Annotated in this window: 18 protein-coding genes; 14 read left to right on the forward strand and 4 right to left on the reverse strand. The window is 59.8% G+C overall.

Features of this window, described 5'->3' with window-relative positions; translation table 11 throughout:
• The first annotated feature begins 177 nt into the window (after positions 1–177).
• The 12 genes from EPK99_RS04340 (at position 178) to EPK99_RS04395 (ending at position 13,217) form a co-directional block, all read left to right on the forward strand.
• On the forward strand, positions 178–1,260 hold the full coding sequence (locus EPK99_RS04340; protein WP_128441416.1) for an ABC transporter ATP-binding protein: 1,083 nt from the start codon (positions 178–180) through the stop codon (positions 1,258–1,260).
• A 41-nt stretch (positions 1,261–1,301) separates the two neighbouring features.
• Complete coding sequence (locus EPK99_RS04345; protein WP_128441418.1) at positions 1,302–2,462, forward strand: polyamine ABC transporter substrate-binding protein; 1,161 nt, start codon at positions 1,302–1,304, stop codon at positions 2,460–2,462.
• A 201-nt stretch (positions 2,463–2,663) separates the two neighbouring features.
• The gene (locus EPK99_RS04350) at positions 2,664–3,530 is read left to right on the forward strand and encodes an ABC transporter permease (protein WP_128441420.1); all 867 of its coding nucleotides are present in this window, start codon (positions 2,664–2,666) and stop codon (positions 3,528–3,530) included.
• Complete coding sequence (locus EPK99_RS04355) at positions 3,530–4,354, forward strand: ABC transporter permease (RefSeq protein WP_128441422.1); 825 nt, start codon at positions 3,530–3,532, stop codon at positions 4,352–4,354. The genes EPK99_RS04350 and EPK99_RS04355 overlap by 1 nt, the downstream gene beginning before the upstream one ends.
• Positions 4,355–4,357: 3 nt before the next feature.
• Positions 4,358–5,119 (forward strand): SDR family NAD(P)-dependent oxidoreductase, encoded by a 762-nt coding sequence (locus EPK99_RS04360; RefSeq protein ID WP_128441424.1) that lies wholly within the window; start codon positions 4,358–4,360, stop codon positions 5,117–5,119.
• Positions 5,120–5,844: 725 nt separating this feature from the next.
• Positions 5,845–7,020 carry an ABC transporter substrate-binding protein gene (locus EPK99_RS04365; protein WP_128441426.1) on the forward strand — a complete coding sequence of 392 codons (1,176 nt, stop codon included), beginning with the start codon at positions 5,845–5,847 and terminating at the stop codon, positions 7,018–7,020.
• A 65-nt stretch (positions 7,021–7,085) separates the two neighbouring features.
• Positions 7,086–8,165 carry an ABC transporter ATP-binding protein gene (locus tag EPK99_RS04370; protein ID WP_128441428.1) on the forward strand — a complete coding sequence of 360 codons (1,080 nt, stop codon included), beginning with the start codon at positions 7,086–7,088 and terminating at the stop codon, positions 8,163–8,165.
• Positions 8,162–9,091, forward strand: a complete 930-nt coding sequence (locus EPK99_RS04375) for an ABC transporter permease (RefSeq protein ID WP_128441430.1) — start codon at positions 8,162–8,164, stop codon at positions 9,089–9,091. The genes EPK99_RS04370 and EPK99_RS04375 overlap by 4 nt, the downstream gene beginning before the upstream one ends.
• Positions 9,091–9,894 carry an ABC transporter permease gene (locus EPK99_RS04380; protein WP_128441432.1) on the forward strand — a complete coding sequence of 268 codons (804 nt, stop codon included), beginning with the start codon at positions 9,091–9,093 and terminating at the stop codon, positions 9,892–9,894. The genes EPK99_RS04375 and EPK99_RS04380 overlap by 1 nt, the downstream gene beginning before the upstream one ends.
• A 9-nt stretch (positions 9,895–9,903) precedes the next feature.
• A complete protein-coding gene (locus EPK99_RS04385; protein ID WP_128441434.1) occupies positions 9,904–11,436 on the forward strand; it encodes an amidohydrolase family protein in 1,533 nt (510 codons plus the stop codon).
• A 1-nt stretch (position 11,437) separates the two neighbouring features.
• Positions 11,438–12,787 carry a thymidine phosphorylase gene (locus EPK99_RS04390; RefSeq protein ID WP_128441436.1) on the forward strand — a complete coding sequence of 450 codons (1,350 nt, stop codon included), beginning with the start codon at positions 11,438–11,440 and terminating at the stop codon, positions 12,785–12,787.
• Between the two features lie 7 nt (positions 12,788–12,794).
• Complete coding sequence (locus EPK99_RS04395) at positions 12,795–13,217, forward strand: VOC family protein (RefSeq protein WP_128441438.1); 423 nt, start codon at positions 12,795–12,797, stop codon at positions 13,215–13,217.
• An 18-nt stretch (positions 13,218–13,235) separates the two neighbouring features.
• On the opposite strand, the gene EPK99_RS04400 is transcribed toward EPK99_RS04395, so the two are convergent.
• Positions 13,236–14,537 carry an amidohydrolase family protein gene (locus EPK99_RS04400; protein ID WP_128441440.1) on the reverse strand — a complete coding sequence of 434 codons (1,302 nt, stop codon included), beginning with the start codon at positions 14,535–14,537 and terminating at the stop codon, positions 13,236–13,238.
• Between the two features lie 240 nt (positions 14,538–14,777).
• Between EPK99_RS04400 and EPK99_RS04405 the strand changes: the two genes are divergently transcribed.
• Positions 14,778–15,428, forward strand: a complete 651-nt coding sequence (locus tag EPK99_RS04405; protein WP_128441442.1) for a TetR family transcriptional regulator C-terminal domain-containing protein — start codon at positions 14,778–14,780, stop codon at positions 15,426–15,428.
• A 305-nt stretch (positions 15,429–15,733) separates the two neighbouring features.
• Here the strand turns inward: EPK99_RS04405 and EPK99_RS04410 are convergent, their stop codons facing one another.
• Both EPK99_RS04410 and EPK99_RS04415 read right to left on the reverse strand, forming a co-directional pair.
• Positions 15,734–16,957 carry a M20 aminoacylase family protein gene (locus EPK99_RS04410; protein WP_128441444.1) on the reverse strand — a complete coding sequence of 408 codons (1,224 nt, stop codon included), beginning with the start codon at positions 16,955–16,957 and terminating at the stop codon, positions 15,734–15,736.
• Positions 16,958–16,960: 3 nt separating this feature from the next.
• A complete protein-coding gene (locus tag EPK99_RS04415) occupies positions 16,961–18,166 on the reverse strand; it encodes a diaminopropionate ammonia-lyase (protein ID WP_128442161.1) in 1,206 nt (401 codons plus the stop codon).
• 101 nt (positions 18,167–18,267) lie between these two features.
• Here EPK99_RS04415 and EPK99_RS04420 point away from each other — a divergent pair, with 101 nt between their 5' ends.
• Complete coding sequence (locus EPK99_RS04420) at positions 18,268–18,744, forward strand: Lrp/AsnC family transcriptional regulator (RefSeq protein WP_128441446.1); 477 nt, start codon at positions 18,268–18,270, stop codon at positions 18,742–18,744.
• A 40-nt stretch (positions 18,745–18,784) separates the two neighbouring features.
• Here EPK99_RS04420 and EPK99_RS04425 read toward each other — a convergent pair whose 3' ends face one another.
• Entirely contained in the window at positions 18,785–19,651 is an 867-nt protein-coding gene (locus EPK99_RS04425; protein WP_128441449.1) for an SDR family NAD(P)-dependent oxidoreductase, read from the reverse strand.
• Between the last annotated feature and the right edge of the window lie 55 nt (positions 19,652–19,706).

Consider the following 19,706-nt stretch of genomic DNA (forward strand, 5'->3'; position numbering starts at 1 on the left):
AAGAACGGCAATTGCCTCCAGGGTATACACCTTCCACGGCAGCAGACGCCTTGAAATACCTCTTTCGGGGTATATACCGCAAACAACCTGCTTGAATAGGTTAACAACAGACGGTGAGAAACGGGGCGGTCGCAGGATTGTCCGGTATTCTAAAAAACAACCGCGGGGAATGAAGACGTGACAGCTGCTCCAGCGAACGACATCGAGTTCCGTTCGGTTACCAAGCGCTATGGCAGCGTAACCGCAGTATCGGACATCAATCTGGCCGTGCCGAAGGGCGCGTTCGTGGCGCTGCTTGGCCCCTCCGGCTGCGGCAAGACGACGTGCCTCAGGATGATCGGCGGCTTCGAGCAACCCAGCGAAGGCACGGTGCTGATCGATGGTCGCGAAATGAACGGCGTGCCGCCGTATCACCGGCCGGTCAACATGGTGTTCCAGCATTACGCCCTTTTTCCGCATTTCGATGTCGAGCAGAATGTCGCCTATGGCCTGAAACAGGCGCGGCCAAAGCTGGCCGCATCCGAGATTTCCGCCCGGGCGCGTCAAGCCCTGGAGATGGTCCGTCTGGGCGGCTTCGAAAAGCGCCGGATCCATGAAATGTCCGGCGGCCAGCAGCAGCGCGTCGCGCTTGCCCGCGCCATCGTCAACAAGCCCTCTGTGCTTCTGCTCGACGAGCCCCTGGCGGCCCTCGACAAGAAGCTGCGCACCGCCATGCAGATCGAACTGCAGACATTGCAGAGCGAACTCGGCATCACTTTCGTGCTGGTCACCCATGATCAGGAAGAGGCGCTGTCGATGAGCGACAGGGTTTGCGTGATGAATGCCGGCCGCATCGTCCAGATGGCGAAGCCCCAGGACGTCTACGATAAGCCCGCCGATCTTTTCGTCGCCGATTTCGTCGGCAAGACCAACCGGATTGCCGCAACGGTCGAGGCCGACGGCTCGACGTTGCGCCTTTCCAACGGCACGGCGCTGGCTGCGAAATCCGGCTTGAAACCGGGCGTCGCGACCGTGGCGCTGCGACCGGAAGCGATCGAACTGACGCGGCAGGCAGGCAAGGACGCCGCCGGCTTGGCCGGCACCGTCACACACCGCATCTTCCTCGGCTCTACGGCCGAGTACCAGATCAGCGTTGACGGCCTTGGCGATTTCCTCGTGACGGCCGACCGGCGCAGCGTGCAGGAAAGCGGCCTCGTCGAGCCGGGCGAACGGGTCGTACTCACCTTCGATCCCGGCAAAATGCATGTTTTTCCGGCCTGAGGAATGGTCGTACACGTCAAGACAAAAAAGGGAACACAGTCATGACAAAGTGGTACAGAGAAAATGCCTCGATCACGGCCGAAAATCTTGCGGATGAATGGATGCGCCTGAAGCGTGGCTCGGTCACCCGCCGCCATTTCCTTGGCGTCACCGGCCTCAGCCTTGCGACCGCGGTTCTTGCCCGCCAGCCGGGCATCTTCAGCTCGCCGGCCTATGCGCAGGACCTCGGCACGACCATGTCGCTCGCCACCTGGCCGAACTACCACGATCCGGCAACCTTCGAAGCCTTCACGGCCGCGACCGGCGTCGCCGTCGAGGTCAACGTCTTCGGCTCCAACGAGGAAATGCTGGCCAAGCTCCAGGCGGGCGGCACCGGCTGGGACCTGTTCGTTCCGACCAACTACACGATTTCGACCTATGTGAAGCTCGGCCTGATCGACCCGCTCGACATGTCCAAGCTGCCGGCCTTCTCGCAGGCCAGCCAATCGCCGCGCTTCACCTCGGAAGGCGCGGTCGACGGTACGACCTATGCCCTGCCGAAGAACTGGGGCACGACCGGCATGGCCGTCAACACCTCCAAGATCAAGACCAAGATCACCTCCTGGAAGGACTTCTTCGAGGTCGCCATGACCGAGGCCGATGGTCGCGTCCTGGTTCACGACTACCAGCTGACCACCATTGGCAGCGCGCTGGTGTCCCTCGGCTACTCATTTAACTCGATCAAACCCGAAGAACTGGCCAAGGCGGAAGAACTGCTGATCAGGGTCAAGCCGCATCTCTATGGCATCAACAGCGACTACCAGCCCGGCATGCGCGCCACCGATGCGTGGATGACTATGTGCTGGACCAATGACGGCGCCCAGCTCAACCGCGACATGCCGGAGATCGCCTATATTCTCGGAAGCGACGGTGGCGAGATTTGGACCGATTTTTATGCCATCCCGAAGAGTGCTGCCAACAAGCCGGCCGGCTACGCGCTTCTCGACTACCTGATGAAGCCGGAAAGCGCAGTCAAGGAGCACATCGCCAATGGCGCTCCGACGACCGACAGCCGCGTGATGGCTTTGCTTCCCGCCGACGTCACGTCCAACAAAATCGTCTATCCCGACGAAGCGTCGCTCACCAAGCTCGAATTCGGCGCCGCCGTGACCCTGACCGACCCGGCTCGCGCGGAACTGATGGCGCGCTTCAAGTCGGCTTGAGGATATAGCCCCTAATCCGGCTTGCCGGCCACCTTCTCCCCGCTTGCGGGGAGAAGGACCAAGCGGCAACTCCCTCACGCGACCGAATTGTTTTCGCGATGAACGAACCCCGACCTCAATAGTCCCCTCTCCCCGCAAGCGGGGAGAGGGCTAGGGTAAGGGGTAAAGCCCACACATGACCTACAAAGCAGGACCACTTTTATGCCCCTGACGACAGACAGAAAACGACAGCTGACGACCGCCGCACTTGTCGCGCCGGCGGGTCTCTGGCTGTTCGTCTTTCTCGTCCTGCCGTTCATGGCGATGGTCGTCTTCGCCTTTGGCGAGCGCGCGCCGGAGGGTGGATATCAAGCGGCATTCACCTTCGCACAGTTCGCCAATCTTCCTTCGCGCGCTGCGGCCTTCTGGAACACGATGATGATCGCGCCGGTCGGTGCTTTCCTTTGCCTGATCGTTGCCTATCCCGTCGCCTATTATCTGTCGATCAAGTCCAATCCGAAATACCGGCTGGTGCTCGTCTCCCTCGTCGTGGTGCCCTTCTGGACCAGCCTGCTCGTGCGCACCTATGCCTGGATGTATATCCTCGGGTCACGCGGCATTCCCAATCTGCTCGGCATGATCGGCATCGAGGACGTCCGTCTGCTCAATACGCCCGGCGCCGTGCTGCTCGGCATCGTCTATGGCTACCTGCCGCTGATGATCATGCCGATCTATGTCAGCCTGGAGAAACTCGACCGCCGCTTGCTGGAAGCTTCGGCGGATCTTGGAGCGAAACCGGTATCGACTTTTTTCCGTATCACCTTGCCGCTTTCTCTTCCTGGCGTCATGACCGGTGTGGCATTGGTGATCATCCTTCTGCTCGGCGAATATCTGATCCCGCAATTGCTTGGCGGCGGCAAGGTGTTCTTCATCGGCAATGCGCTGGTCGATCTTTTCCTGCAATCGCGCAACTGGCCCTCCGGCTCGGCAATCGCCGTCACGCTAGTCGTCGTGGTGGTTCTCGTGCTCAGCGTCGCCATGCACATCGCCTGGAAAGTTTCCGGCTCCAGACAGGTGGAACTCGTCTGATGCGTACACTCGTCACCTCCGTCTATTTGTTCCTCTACGCACCGATCGCGCTGGTCGTGCTGTTCTCGTTCAATGCGGGCCGCAGTGCCAGCGAGTTCACCGGCTTTTCGACCATGTGGTACAGCAAGGCGCTCGGGAACACCTTCCTGATCACCGCCCTTCAAAACAGCCTGATGATCGCCTTCACCAGCGCTGTGCTGGCGGCGGTTTTCGGCACGATGGCGGCGCTTGGCATGCAGCGGCTGAGCAGCCGCGGTCGCGCTATCTTCGACGGATTGTTTGCCGCAGCCATTGTCGTTCCCGGCGTGGTCATCGGCATTGCCACGCTGGTGGCGCTGGTCGAGGTCTTCTCCTTCCTCAATCCGGCGCTGGCCTCGATCTGGCCTGGCGACAAGCCGCCGCAGCTCGGCCTCGGCTATGGCTCGATCATCGCCGCGCATGGCCTGTTCTCGCTGGCGCTCGTCACCATGATCGTCAAGGCGCGCATAGCCAGCCTCGGCCGCGATATCGTCGAGGCCTCGAGCGATCTTTATGCGACGCCGTTCACGACGTTCCGCCAGATCGTTCTGCCGCAGATCCTGCCATCGGTTCTGGCCGGTTTCCTGCTCGCCTTCACCTTTTCGTTCGACGACTTCATCGTCGCCTTTTTCGTCGCCGGCTCGAAAACGACACTACCGATTTATGTCTTCGCCTCGATCCGACGCGGCGTGACGCCGGAAATCAACGCGATCGCCACGATGGTGTTGGTCGCTTCGCTTCTGATCATCCTTATTGCCCGCGTGCTGATGCGGGACAAGACAACAAAAGTGCAGGCCGGAGAGTAAAACATGATTCTGAAAAATCGGGTGGCCATCGTAACCGGCGCTGGCTCCGGCATCGGCCAGGCGGGCGCCATGATCATGGCCAAAGAAGGCGCCCACGTTGCCGTTGCCGACCGTAGTGCTCCGGGTGCCGCCGAGACGGTATCGATGATCCGCGATGCCGGCGGCAGCGCCGAAAGCCTGATCCTCGACGTCACCGACGACATTTCGCTGGAGGACGGCATTGCCTCCGTGCTGAAACGTCATGGCCGTATCGACATTCTTCACAATCATGCCGGCGCGCAGATTGCCGGCGACCTGGAACAGGTCGAGGTTGAAGGCTTCGATCGGTCCTGGAGCCTAAATGTCCGCGCGCATTTCATGGCCGCCCGCTTCGTTATGCCGGCGATGAAGGCGCAAGGCTCCGGCGTCATTCTCAATACTTCCTCCTCCTCCGGCGTGCTCTACGACCGCGAGATGATCGCTTACACCACCACCAAACACGCCGTCATCGCCATGACCAGGCAGATGGCTGGCGACTACGCGCGGTTCGGCATCCGCGTGAACGCGGTCTGCCCCGGCTGGGTCGATACACCTTTCAACGGACCCTTCATCACCCAGATGGGTGGGCGCGATGCGATCGAAGCCTATGTGCGCGAAAAGGTGCCGATGGGGCGATGGGCCCAGGTCGAGGAAATCGCCGAGTCGATCCTCTTTCTCGTGTCCGACCGTTCATCTTATATGACCGGCCAGATCTTGGTGGTTGATGGTGGCGAAGCCGTAGTCTGATATTGTAGTTATTACAGTCTATCGGCTAAAGCCGCAGCCGCCTTGGAAGGATGTGAACCTTCGGTGCTCGCTGCGATTGATTTAGCCACTGAACCGGAATTCAGTGGCCTCTGCAAAGATTTCATGTACCTGATCGGTGGCGCGCTGCTTCAGGAATCGAACCTCGCGGACGCCTGCCGGCGCCTCGTCGCGGCCGTATATGCCTAATGCGCATGTTACCGCATCGGAACGTAGCCGATCGCCTTGATGGGATTCGAACATCCGATTGTTCTGCCACCGCTGAGATTAGCTGGGGGATCTCAGTGCTAGTACATAACCCGACCGAACGGGCCGGGCGGAGCGGAAACAAAATCGCGCAGGTAGAAAGACCCGAGCGGTGGCTGGAAGGAGCCTCTTGGGCACCGCCGCGCGTCTAAGGTAGCTTCTCGACCTCCGTTAGTACGGTGACTGTCGTGGACAGACACCTCACGCGAAACCAGTGGGAGACGATGGTTCCTGAAGCGGAATGGAAGCTCAAACCGAGCTCGACTTCAGGTAACAATTCTCGCTGGTACTGGCGTCATAAACGAGAGGTTATTATTTGACCAATTGGTCAGCTTTTCACCTGACCGCCGCTCGGTTTTCTCATTGATGCGATCGATATTCTAGTGAAAACAAAACGCTAGATAGTGGCATGGATTTTGCTGCATTGGATGCGGTGCAAACACTGCCATTAGGGGAACGCCATGACCAACAAGCCTCAGTTACCAAAGGCAACGTCATCCAAGTCAAGCTCGATCTCGCGCCGCATGCTGCTAGGCAGTGCTGCAGCCGGAGCTGCTGCTACGACATTCGGCAATTTTACGATCTTGTCACGCCAGGCGCAGGCCGCCGAGCCGCTGCGCGTATTGTGCTGGCCAGGTTATGAAGAGAAGGACGTAATCGCTGAGTTCGAGGATCTGCACAAGACCAAGGTCGAGTTCAAGATCTATATCGGCGGCGAGCAGATGCTGCAGTTCTTCGCCCAGACCGCTCCAGGCACGTTCGATGCGATCATCTCGGATGCCGAGTACGTTCAGAAGCTGAAGGCCAACAAGACGATCGAAGCCTACAAGACCGACGGTTTTGCCGAGTTGGCCAACTACCACCCGAAGTTCCGCGACTTCGCGCCGACCAAGGGGGAGACAGCCGGCACCGTTTACGGCATTCCGACGCGCTTCTCGTTCTACGGCATCTCCTACAATACCGACGAAATGTCGGCCGAGCAGGCTGGCGACTGGAATTCGCTTCTCGACAAGAAATATGCCGGCAAAATCGGCATGTTTGACTGGTACCTGCCGAACCTCGGCAATGCAAGCCTCGCCGTCGATCCGGGCAACCAGACCCCTTACGCAATCACTGACGACCAATTGAAGAAGGTCAAGGAATTCCTGACCAAGCTTCGGCCGCAGATCGGCATGTTCGGCTCCTCCAACCAGCCGATCGCTCAGGCAATGCTGGCCGGTGACATCTTCGCCTCGCCGACCGGCGACCTCGACATCGACCTGAAGCTTGCCGGTTACGACAACTTCTCCTCGACCATTCCAAAACAAGGCGGCATCCGCTGGCAGGAAGTGGCCTGCGTCTGCTCGGCGTCGAAAAACAAGGATCTCGCCATGGAATGGGTCAAGTACATGACCTCACCAAAGGTCCAGTCGAAGCTCGTCTATACCAAGGCTTTCAAGGCGCGCGGCCCGAACATGAAGATCGTCGATTACTGGGACGCCGATCAGAAGAAGCTTCTGTCCTACGTTCCGGACCCGGCAAACCCCGGCAAGATGCTGGTCGAGACGCTGATCGACCGCTCCATGCCGCGCGGCCTGCCGGCCAACCAGCCGGAACAGGCCTGGATCGACATCTTCAACGAGTTCAAGACGGCCTGATCTCTCCCCATGACAGGCGTTCCGGCTTGCCGGGACGCCATCCCCTGATTTTTTCCGGATGACCCATGACAGCCGCTACCGCCGATCTCGAACTTCTGTCGATCACCAAAAACTTCAACAGCTTCGTTGCAGTGGACAGCGTCAACCTCAAGGTCGGGCGCGGGGAATTCGTGGCGATCATGGGGCCGTCCGGCTGCGGCAAGACCACGCTCCTGCGGATCCTAGCCGGCCTTGAGACCGCCTCTTCCGGCCAGCTCTATATCAGCGGCAAGGATGTCTCGGATGTCCCGGTCAACCTGCGCTCCACCCGTCTCGTGTGGCAGAACTACGCTTTGTTTCCGCATCTCGACGTCGGCGGCAATATCGCCTTCGGCCTGACGCTGAAGCCTTACGACAAGGCGGTCGTCGCCGGCAAGGTGAAGGCGATGGCCGAACTCGTCGGCCTTTCCGATTTCATGGGCCGCAAGATCAGCCAGCTTTCCGGCGGCCAGAAACAGCGCGTAGCGCTTGCCCGGGCGCTGGTGACCGAGCCGGAAATCCTGCTGCTCGACGAGCCCTTGTCGGCACTCGATGCACATTTGCGGATCCGCATGCAGGGCGAACTGCGGCGTATCCAGCGGCAGCTGGGCATGGCCTTCATCTATGTCACCCACAACCAGGTCGAGGCATTTTCGATGGCGGACCGGGTGGTGGTCATGAACAAGGGGCGGATCGAGCAGATCGACGCGCCCGAAGAAATGTATGCCCGGCCAAAGACGGAATTCGTCGCCCGTTTCGTCGGCACCAACAATCTGTTTACCGGCCGCATCCAGGAGATCGGGCATGATCGCGTCATCGTCCACTGCGCCCATGGCCAGGTGGTGGTGATGACCGACGATCCGCCGCCGGTCGGCGCGTCCGTCTTCGTGGTGGTGCAAGCCGACAAGCTAACGCCAGCGCCGATTGGGTTGGCCGGCGAAAACCGCCTGGATGCAACGTTGCGCGGACGTGAATATGCCGGCTCCCACAATATCTATCTGCTTGACCTTGTCGACGGGACTGAGGTCAAGATGACCATGCCGCAGATCTTGCCCGTCGAGATCAACCGGCCCGTCACCGCGTGGTTTTCACCGCAAAACGCCGCACTGATCCGGGGTGCCGCATGAGTTCGATAGACGAGGCCCCGCCCAGCCGGCGTATGAGGACGCCGAACGACAGTCCCCTAAAGGTGTGGTTCCTGGCGCCGCTTGGCCTCTGGCTGATCTTGCTGTTCCTGCTGCCGCTGCTTTTCCTTCTGTGGATCGGCTTCTGGCGGGTCGAAAATTTCCAGGCCATTCCGGATTTTTCCCTTAGTAATTACACGGACATTTTTGCAAGCTTCTTTTCGAAGTCGCGTTACGGACTGGCAATGATCCAGTCGCTCTGGGTGGCGATCACCACCGCCTTCTTTGCCACCATCCTCTCCTACATGGTGGCGCTGTCGATCGCCTTCGCCGTGCCGGCCCGCTGGCAACGGCTCGCGCTTCTACTTGCCATCGCGCCGTTCTGGTCGAGCTATGTGTTGCGGCTTTATGCGTGGCAGACGATCCTGTCGCGCAACGGCGTGATCAATTCGATTATGAGGCTGGTCGGCCTTTCCGACTACCGCATCGATATCATCTACACGCAGATCGCTACCCGCATCGGCCTCATCCATTATCTGGCGCCGATCCTGATCGTCATCCTCTATGTCAGCATCCTAGCCATCGACCGGGTGCTGATCGAGGCAGCAAGGGAACTCGGCTGCACCCGATGGCAGGCATTTACCCGGGTCGTCCTGCCGCTGTCGCGTTTCGGACTGATGACCGCGGGAAGCTTCGCGGTCATCGTGTCGCTTGGCGATGCGCTCTCCGGTAACCTTTTGGGCGGCGGTGCCGGTACCTCGATCATCGGCAAGCTGCCGACCTATGCCTCGATGATCATGTCGGACTATTCGAGTTCGACGAACCTGCCTCGGACGTCGGCGCTCGCGACCATCCTGATCGCCGTCATGGTTCTGGCGCTCGCTGTCGGCTTCGTGCTGGCCGACCGGGCGCGCCGGAGGATCGGCTGATGCGCGGCAACCCCTGGATCTTCGCCGGCCGGCTGTGGCTCGGCCTCGCCTATGCCTTCATGTTCCTGCCGCTCGTCGTGCTGGTGCTGTTCTCGTTCCAGAAGAACCGCTTTCCCGGCTTTCCGCTGCAAGGCTGGACCTTGCAATGGTACGACAAGCTGTTTTCCGACGGCACGCTCCTCAATGCGCTCGGCAATACGATGATCGTCTCGCCGGCGGCAGCCACGATCGCCACCGCGATCGCCTTTTTCGCGGCCTATGCCTTCAACCGCTTCGCCTTTCGCGGCAAGACCGCGTTCCTGGCGCTCGTCACGCTCCCGATCCTCATCCCGCCGCTCATTCTCGGCGTCGGCTTCCTCGGCCTGCTTGCCCGCATCCATCTGTCCGGCACGCTATTTGCGGTGTTCCTGACCCATGTCGTGCTGATCACGGCACCGGCTCTCGCGATCATCCAGCTCCGCCTGTCGCAGATGCCGGTTTCGCTGGAGGAAGCCGCCTGGGATCTCGGCGCCACCGAATGGCAGACCGTCAAGAAGGTGGTGCTGCCCTTTGCGCTCCCTGGCATTTTCGGAGCCTGGCTTCTCGCCTTCACCTTCTCGTTCGACGAATTCATCATCGCCTGGTTCGTCTCCGGCTTTCAGCCGACCCTTCCGGTGGCGATCTATTCGGTGCTGGTCGCGGCCATCGATCCGTCGCTGAATGCGATCGGCACCATCGTCTTCGGCATATCCTGCCTGGTCCTGATCGGGCTCGAACTGGTGCTGCTGCCGCTTCTCCTCGGCAAGTCCGAAAATCAATCATAGAGCATGTCCATGACCCTTCTCTTCAGGAATGCCACCATCCTCTCCATGGACAAGGTTCATGGGACGATGCCCTTTGCCGGCGACCTTCTGGTCGAGAACAACCTCATCGCCGCGGTCGGCATCGACCTTGCCGTGCCTGTAGAGGCGCGCGTCATCGATGCCAGCGGGAAACTCCTGATGCCGGGCCTCGTCAACGCGCACATGCATTCCTCCGAGACCTTCTTCAAAGGCCGCTACCAGGGTACGCCGCTCGAAGTCTGGATGCTCTATTCCTACCCGATCCTGATGAAGGGCCCGATCCCGGAACGGCTGCTCTATCTGCGAAGCCTGTTGACGGCGATGGAATCGCTGAAGGCGGGCGTCACCACGATGGTCGATGATTTTTTCGATCCGCCGGGCTTCGAACTCACGCGTCTGAAGCGGGTCTTTGACGCTTACGAGGACGCCGGCATCCGCGCCAACGTCTCTCATTGCGTCATCGACAAACATGTCCTCGATACCATGCCCTATCTGCGGGACATCATCCCGGCCGATCTGCAGGCCGAGGTCGATGGTCCATCGATCACGACAGCCGACTACATGGCGTTTTGCCGCGACGTCTTCGCTTCCCAGCATGGTCGTGCCGGCCGGCTGGGCTTCATGGTCTCGGCATCCGCGCCGCAGCGCTGCTCGGTGGAGCTGATGCAGGCTTGCCTGGCATTGGCGCAGGACAAGGGTGTGCCTTACCACACGCATGTGCTGGAAACAAAAACGCAGGCCGTTACCGGGCCGGAGTTCTACGGCAAAAGCCTGATCCGCTATATGCATGAACTGGGCCTGCTCACCCCCAATACCACGATTGCCCATTCGATCTGGGTCAGCGACGACGATATGGCGCTGATGGGCGCAGCAGGCTGCTCCGTCGCCCACAACGCCGTTTCCAACCTGAAGCTCGGCTCCGGCATCGCGCCGATCCGCCGTCTGCTGGATGCCGGCGTGCATGTCGGTCTCGGCACGGACGGAATGAGCAGCAACGACACGGCCCGCATTTTCGACGTCATGCGGTTTGCAGCCTTGCTGCACGATGTCGCGGCACCCGATACCGACCGCTGGATAACGGCTGCCGAAGTGTTGCGCTCGGCAACGATAGAGAGCGCCCGCACCGCAATGCTCGACACCATCACCGGCTCGCTGGAGGTCGGCAAACGTGCCGATCTGATCATGCTCGATCTTTCCGGATACGACTACATGCCGATGAACCGGCTCGACCATCACCTGGTCTATTGCGAAAACGGCTCCAACATCCGCATGGTCGTGGTCGATGGCAGGATCGCTGTCGAAGACAACAAGCTTCTGACGGTCGACGAGGTGCAGATCTTCGCGGAATTGCGGGAACTGCTGCCCGCCTACATGGCCGAACATGCCGAACTTGAAAAACTGAACGCCCGCTTCGAGCCCTATATGCGCGAAATGTATCGGCGGGCGACGATCCAGGATATCGGCATGAACCGCTATCAGGGCGACCTGCCGCTCTGGCCCGGCGCAAACCACCGGGGAAGCTGAAATGTCGGCCTTCATCCCGGCCCAGGTTATCCGCACCAAGCGCAACGGCGAGCAACTTTCCGCCGACGAGATCCGCCGCTTCGTCGAGGGCATTTCCAGGGTCGAGGTGTCCGAGGCGCAGATCGGCGCCTTTACCATGGCTGCCTTCCTGAACGGTATGGCGCCCGAAGAGACCGCAGCGCTGACGCTCGCGATGCGGGATTCGGGTGAGGTCGTCGACTGGTCAGGCACCGGCATTTCGCCCGAAACGATCATCGACAAACATTCTAGCGGCGGCACCGGCGACGAGAAGGTGAGCCTGATCCTCGCACCGCTGGTGGCGGCCTGCGGCGTGCACATGCCGATGATCTCGGCCCGCGGACTTGGCCATACCGGCGGTGAGGTCGATTTGATGGAGGCAATCCCGGGCTGCGATATTGCCCCCTCGACCGCCGCTTTTCGCGACGCGGTGCTATCCGCAGGCGCTGCCATTATTGGGCCGACGCCAAAACTGGCGCCGGCGGATGCGGCGATCTATTACGTCCGCGACGTGACGGCGACGGTGGAATCGATTCCGCTGATCACCTCGTCGATCCTCTCCAAGAAACTGGCGGCCGGCATTTCCGGTCTGGTGATGAGCGTCAACTACGGTTCCGGCGCCTTCATGCCGACCTATGAGGCGGCCGAACAACTCGCCTCTAGCCTGATCGCGGTCGCCGGGATCGCCTCGTTGCCGATGGTCACTCTGATCGCCGAGATGGACGAGGTGATGGGCGATGCGGTCGGCAGCCGGCTGCAGGTCCGCGAAGCCATCGATTTCCTGGCGGGAAGAAAGCAGGAGCCGCGTATGCGGCACCTCGTCATCGACCTCTCCGCCGACATCCTGCTGATGGCCGGCCTTGCAAAATCCGCTGACGAGGCGACGGCGATGCTCGATGAAAATCTTGCAAACGGCGCCGCGCTCGATCGTTTCGGCCGGATGATCGTAGCTCTCGGTGGCCCTGCCGCTCTGGTCGAGAACCTCGACGACTATTTTCCGCCGGCACCCATCGTCGGGCCGGTCCTTTCCACTTTCCACGGCCATGTACAGCGGGTCGATGCCTATGCAGTCGGGCTTGCCATGGTCGGCCTCGGCGCCGGCCGCAAGGTTGCCAGCGATGCGATCGACCATGATGTCGGGCTCTCGGGCATCGTGCATGTCGGCGACCATGTCGCGGAGGGCGATCCGCTCTGTTTTCTCCATTGCCGTTCGCCGGCAGATTTCGACAGCGCGGCCGATGCGATCCGCGCCGCCATCACGCTTGGACCGACTGCTGCCGCACCCCGGCCTGTCGTTACCGGGCGCCTTTCCACACTCGATCAGAAAAGCTGAGACACCCATGCCTTTTGCCCAGGAACATGCGATCACCGACATCTGCATTCTCGTCAAAGACGCGCAGCGTTCCGTCGACTTCTATGTCGGAAAGCTCGGTTTTCAGCTCAACCGGCAGGCCGAGGGTTTTGCCGAGTTCATCGGTGCCGGACTGACGCTTGCCTGCTGGGAGATCGACCATTTGAGCGACAATACCGGCGTTTCCAATGCCAAGGCGGATGGGCCGCACAAGGCCTGCATCGCAGTCCGTGTGCCATCGCCATCAGCGGTCGATGATGCCTATTCCGAACTGAAGGAGAAGGGGGTGCCCTTCTATGGAGAACCAGCCGATTATGTCTGGAACGCGCGCGGCGCCTATTTCACCGGGCCCGACGACGAACTCTGGGAAATCTATGCCTGGAAGGACGGCGGCTCTATGGGCAATTTCTAAGCCGCCGAAACGGTTATATCAGCTGGCAGCTGCCTCCACCGGCGCATACCGCCAGGGTTCGACGGTCGCCGGCCGGCCTTCGATGGATAGCGTCGCAGTGCGCGGCGCCGTCTCGGAGATCACCTTGCCGCGGCGAACGACCGCCAGCCGGTTCGGTTTTAGTCTGACGGCTTCGATCGCATCGCGCGCGTCCAACAGCACGAAATCGGCATTGCAGCCGGGCGCCAGGCCGTAACCGTCGAGACCGAACACTTTTGCGGGGTTTTCGGTGATCGCCTTAAAGTTGGCTTTGACGGCATCACGGCTGGTCATATGGCCCGTATGCACCGCCATATGGGCGACTTCCAGCATGTCGGCGCTGCCGAACGAATACCACGGATCCATGCAGCTATCCTGACCAAAGGCGACATTGACGCCGAGTGCCATCAACTCGGGCACCCGCATCATGCCGCGGCGCTTGGGATAGGTGTCGTGCCTCCCTTGCAGGACGATATTGGCAAGCGGGTTTGGCACGCAATGGATCTGCGCCTCCGCAATAAGCGGCAGGAGCTTGGAGGCGTAATAGTTGTCCATCGAATGCATGGATGTCAGATGCGATCCAGCGACCCGGCCTTGAAGCCCGAGACGCTGGGTCTCGTAGGCGAGACTTTCGATATGCCGCGACATCGGGTCGTCGGTCTCGTCGCAATGCAGATCGACCATCAGCCCGCGCTCGGCGGCGATCTCGCACAGCGCCTTCACCGAAAGCCGGCCGTCTTCCATGGTGCGCTCGAAATGCGGAATGCCGCCGACCACCTCGACGCCCATGTCGAGCGCCCGAATGAGATTTTTCGCAGCCGTCGGCGCGCGGAAGAACCCATCCTGCGGAAAGGCAACGAGTTGCAGGTCGAGATAATCCTTCACCAGATCGCGGACTTCCAGCAGCGCTTCGACGCCGACGAGACGGTCGTCGCAGACGTCCACATGCGAGCGGACGGCAAGCAAGCCTTGAGCAACGGCGAGATCGCAATAACGCAGCGCCCGCTCGATCACGGCGTCCCTGGTCAAAAGCGGTTTCAGTTCGCCCCAGAGCTGGATACCCTCGAGCAGCGTGCCGGAGCGGTTGAGCCGCGGCGTGCCAAGCGACAAAGTTGCGTCCATGTGAAAATGAATGTCGATAAAGGGAGCCGTCACCAGCCTGCCGCCGGCGTCGATGATGCGGCCAACCTCCGAGGTGATCCCGACTTCGACCGCGACGATCTTGCCGCCGGAAACGGCGATATCGATGCCGGTCCGGTCATCGGGGAGATTGGCATTCTTAACGAGTAGATCAAAGGTCATCGGTTGGCTCCGAATGTTGATGTGTGTCGCTCCCCAGATTGAGCATTGATCGCCGATTTTCTTTGCCGGATCCGGTCGTTGTCATTTCGCCAGACTAGATGTAACCTGACCAAGTCGTCAATTTTTAGTAGGCTCCTGTAGCAGGAAATGCAACGCCGCGCCTACCCTGCAAATCGCAGTTCGTTTATATCGCTGCAAAATAGGAACACGTGGCAAAAGCCACGGGGGAAAGGATAGTCCATGCCTCGGACAGCCGAAAGACTCGACGAGAAAATCCGTGCCCGCAATATCAGGATCATCCTCGATGTCGCAACAGAGGTGTTTTCGCGCAAGGGATTTGACGGCACCAGAATTGCCGAGATCGCGGAACTGTCGAAACTTCCTAAGGCGAACATCTATTATTACTTTTCCTCCAAGCAGGAAATTTACTCAACCATCATCGCGCATCTTATCGCGGGTTGGGACGATGCCTTGTCCAAATTGCGTGCCGACCGGGATCCTGCGGATGCTCTGCGCGACTACGTCCGAGCCAAACTCGAATACACGCGAGGAAACCCTCGGGAATCGCGGCTTTTTGCAAGCGAGATTATACAGGGAGCTCGCTTCCTAAGCGAAAGCGATCGCGCTCACATGCGTGCAGCCACCGACAAATATGTCGCTGTTCTCGATCAGTGGATGCAGGAAGGGCGTATGGTGACAATTAACGCGCGGCATTTCTTCATCATGCTTTGGGGAGCGACACAGTTCTACAGTGATTTCGAACCACTCGCCTGCGACGCCCTTCACAGAAAGACAATCAGCGCTGAAGACTACCATGTAGCGGCTGAAACAATTGTGAACTCGATTGTAGGCGGCGTAATCCCTTCGTGCTCAACTGATAAACTCCTCTGAGTACATTAAGTGGGGTATCCAAGACATACAGATGCCTTGCAGCCATACGGCCCTCTTGCTCCGACGCAGCTCTCGCTGCTAATATTCTTGATCGGATTTGGGGAGACCAGCAGGCGGCTTAGGTTGAAGCGCCCGTGATCCAACCCGAGGGGTCGCTCCGTTTTTCCACTGAGAAGTGAGCCACCTCTTAGTATGATTTTTCCGATCAAGGTTTGGTCACGGGATCGGCTGTTTTCTCCTCTCGCCGGCCATTTCGTGAATGCAAGGTCTTAAGGGATTCGAACCCATACGCGATCAATGCAGGTTCAATCTAAGCGGCTTGGAGTTACGGGATCCCTATGTGTCGATAGGTATTGCTCTGGATTGCCTGTGTCGTCGTTCAGCAGAAGCCGCCTGCGGGTGATAGCCTCGTGAAACTTCGCACCATGGATCAGGACGTCGTCGTTGAAATCAAAGCCCGGGTTGTGCAGGGGCGCGGAATCCACGCCGTTTCCGAGGAACACGAAGCAACCGGGGACGAAATCGAGGAAGCGGGCAAAATCTTCGGAAGCCGTCATCGGTTCCGCTCTTGCCTCTATGCTACCATGTTCGAGCACTTCGCTTGCGGCAGCAAAGGCCTCATCGGTCAGTGATGTATCGTTCAACAGCGGAACGAACTCACGAGTATAGTTCACCTCGCACGAGAGGTTGTAGGTCAGAGCCGTCCCTTCAGCGATGATGCGCATCTGCTTTTCTATCTCAGTGCTGACCTGCGGATAGAAGCTTCTTGCATCACCCAGTATCCTGGCAAGGCCCGGCAATGCATTGCGCGTGCCGTCGGTTGTCAGTTCGGTGACGGAAACCACGCCTATGCTGGTCGGATCAAGGCGGCGGGATACGATTGTCTGCAGGTTCATGACCAGAGCACAGGCTGCAACGAGAACCTCGTTGCCAGCGTGAGGCCGGGCGGCATGCCCCCCGACACCTCTGAGAACGATCTCGAAATTGTCTTCCGCCGACATGATTGCGTCTGCCCGTGTCTGGAAATGCCCGACCGGCAGACCCGGCATGTTGTGGATGCCGTAGATCTCATCGAATGGAAAGCGCTGCATGATCCCGTCATCGATCATGGCAAGCGCACCCTTCCCCCACTCTTCCGCCGGTTGGAAGATGAAACGAACCGTACCATCGAAACCGCCCTCTTCCGCCAGAAGTCTGGCTGCGCCGAGCAGCATCGCCGTATGGCCGTCGTGGCCACAGGCATGCATGACACCAGGATTTTGTGACGCGTAGGGCAAATCCGATTGTTCCGATATACGTAAGGCATCCATGTCGGCTCGCAGCGCGATCGAACGGTTGCCGGCTCCACGTCTCAATGTTCCCACCACACCCGTGCCACCGACACCTTCGACGACATCGTCCAGTCCAAACTCTCGAAGCTTCGTTGCCACGAAAGCTGCCGTCTGCTGTTCCTCAAAGCCGAATTCCGGGTGGCTGTGAAGATGCCGCCGCCATTTACGCATATCTGCGGTCAGTCGATTGATATCCATGGTTTATTCCTTTCCCGCCATTTCGCCGTCCACAACATCGGGTGAAACGCCGACGATGTCCTGATATTTTCGGGGATCGGTGGCGCCTTCGGTATTGACCAGGAAGATACGTGAACGATCGTCGATCGACAGGGCCGCTTTGATTGCGGGATCGGCGACGGCCTTCAGCAGCCCGGCTAGGCCGACACCGCCGCTTTCGCCGGCTACGATGGCCCGATCGCCACCAGCGGGATAAGCCAGACGCTTCATCACCGAGACCGCGTCTTCTTCATCGACGGTCATGAAGGCGTCTGCGACGCGGGACAGAATGCGCCAGGCGACGAGGGATGGCTCGTAGCATTCCAGCATCGCCATGACGGTCGGCTCCGTGTGCGGAACCGTCACTGGATGTCCGGCACGCGCCGTCTCGAACAGGCAGGCCGCGCGGGCGGGGTCGACCACGGTGAAGATCGGTCGGTCCTCGCCAAGCACGATTGCAAGATGACCCGCGACGGCCGCCGCAATGCCGCCAACGCCGGATTGGATGAACACATGCGTCGGCGGCAACTGCATCTGCCTCAGCGCTTCGCGGACAAGTACCGTATAGCCCTGCATCACCAGACCAGGGATCCGTTCGTAACCGGGCCAGGATGTATCCGAAACGACGGTCCACTGACGTTCCTCAGCGACGCTGGCGGCCATCTTGACGGAGTCGTCGTAGCTGCCATCGACCCGGATCATCTCTGCTCCGAACCGTGCAATCGCCGCAACACGCTCATTGCTGACACCGGCGTGAACGAAGATTGCCGCTCGCGCGCCGACGAGAGAGGCGCCCTGCGCGACCGACCGGCCATGATTGCCATCGGTCGCGCACGTGAAGGTCATCGTTTCTGCGACATTTCGGACAGCGGGGGACTGAAACTCAGCCATATCGACCGCACGTCCGAGGAGCGCTCCCGCTTCTTCGAGGACGAGACAGACAACGGCGTAGGCGCCACCCAGCGCTTTGAAGCTACCCAGCCCCAGCCGATGCCCCTCATCCTTGATATGGATGGCGGCAACACCTGCTTCAGCCGCCAGCGCGGGCAGTGAGACAAGCCGCGTCTCGGTGTTGTTGTCGCGATATTTTAGATGGCGCTCCACACCAGCGGCGGCGGCAATGCCGAGCGTTTCCGCATCGGCCGGTTCCAATGGGCGACGGTAATCCCGGTTGGTATTGAGAATGAACATCATGGCCTCGCTTGTCTCGTTATGAAAACATATTGCAGACCAAGCGAAAAAAGCGCTGATAATGAACCCTGCTTCTGCAATTTTGTTTCATGAGGCTCGCCATGTCCGGCTCTTTTCCACCGCCGCTCGATGCCTTCGACCGCAAGATCCTCGCGATTCTGCAACGCGACAATACCACGCCGCAAAGGACGATCGGCGAGGCCGTCAACTTGTCGGCGCCCTCGGTTCAGAGGCGGATCAAGCGGATGACGGAAGACGGCGTGATCCAGGCCAATATTGCCGTCATCGATCCGGTGGCTGTCGGCCAGGCAATCACAATCTTCGTTGAAGTGGAGGTGATCAGCGAGACGGCCGATCAGATCGAACAGGCCAAACGGGTCTTTGCCGCCGCCCCAGAAATTCAGCAGTGCTACTATGTAACCGGCGAAGCTGACTTCATGCTCGTCATCGTCGTACCCGCCATGGCGGAATACGAGGCGCTGACCCGCCGCCTGTTCTTCGGCAACAACAATGTCAAACGCTTCCGGACATTCGTCGCCATGGATAGGATCAAGGTGGGCTTAAGTGTTCCCACCTGATGGCTTATCAGAGCCGAGGGGCACGACGTGAATGACCGGTTCAAATGAATCGCGCGAGAAGAATTTCCGTTGCCCGCCATAAAGCCCGCCGCGTCTGTTCGTCGTCCGCGGGCGGGAAAGGTTTGAGATCGGCGGCATTTTTGACCGAGACATAGGCTCCGCTTCGACTGCCGAACGCAGGATCCGTCGCGAGCCGCGTTATGATGTGAGCGCCTCGCTCCGGATCGCCGATCCTGAGCCAATTGAGAAGCTTGGCGAGCGGGCCGGAAAAACCCAGCTCCCGTCCGAGGCCGGTGACGTTGAAGCCCGGACACAAGCAGTTGGCGACAATACCTGTGCCGTCCAGTTGCCGCGCGAGTTCAAGCGAGAACATGATGTCGAGGAGTTTACTGCGTCCGTAAATCCGCGACGACCCCCGGGCGGTAAACGTGGCCGTATCGGTCAGATCCTTTTCGATGTCGAGACCGCGACTTTGACGCGATGCCTGCGAGCCAACGGTTATAATCCGGGCCGGTGCAGACCGCATAAGCGTTTCACGCAGGGTTTGCGTCAAAAGCCAGGGTGCGAGATAGTTGACGGCGATCATTTCTGCAAAGCCTTCCCTGGTGATGCGCTGCTCGAAGGCGTGGAGACCCGCATTGTTGATCAAGACATCGATATGGGGATGCTGCCGGGCGATCTGCCTTCCGGTGGAGACCACGGCTCCCAGGTCAGAAAAATCTACGTGATGAACATCGACGCGTGTGCCCGGGGCTGCCGCTTTGATCAAGGAGCGGGTTTTATCCGCCTTCTGCCTGTTGCGCGCCGTGAGGATGAGGTCAGCACCCTGGCGTGCAAGAGCAACGGCCGCGCGTTGGCCGATGCCGTCAGTGGCTCCGGTGATGAGTATTTTAGGTCGATTGGCCATAGTCAGAACCACCATTTAGTTGCTATAAGTCAACAGACCATATTTGTTGATATAT

The sequence above is a fragment of the Neorhizobium lilium genome, from assembly GCF_004053875.1.
Taxonomy (GTDB): Bacteria; Pseudomonadota; Alphaproteobacteria; order Rhizobiales; family Rhizobiaceae; genus Neorhizobium; species Neorhizobium lilii.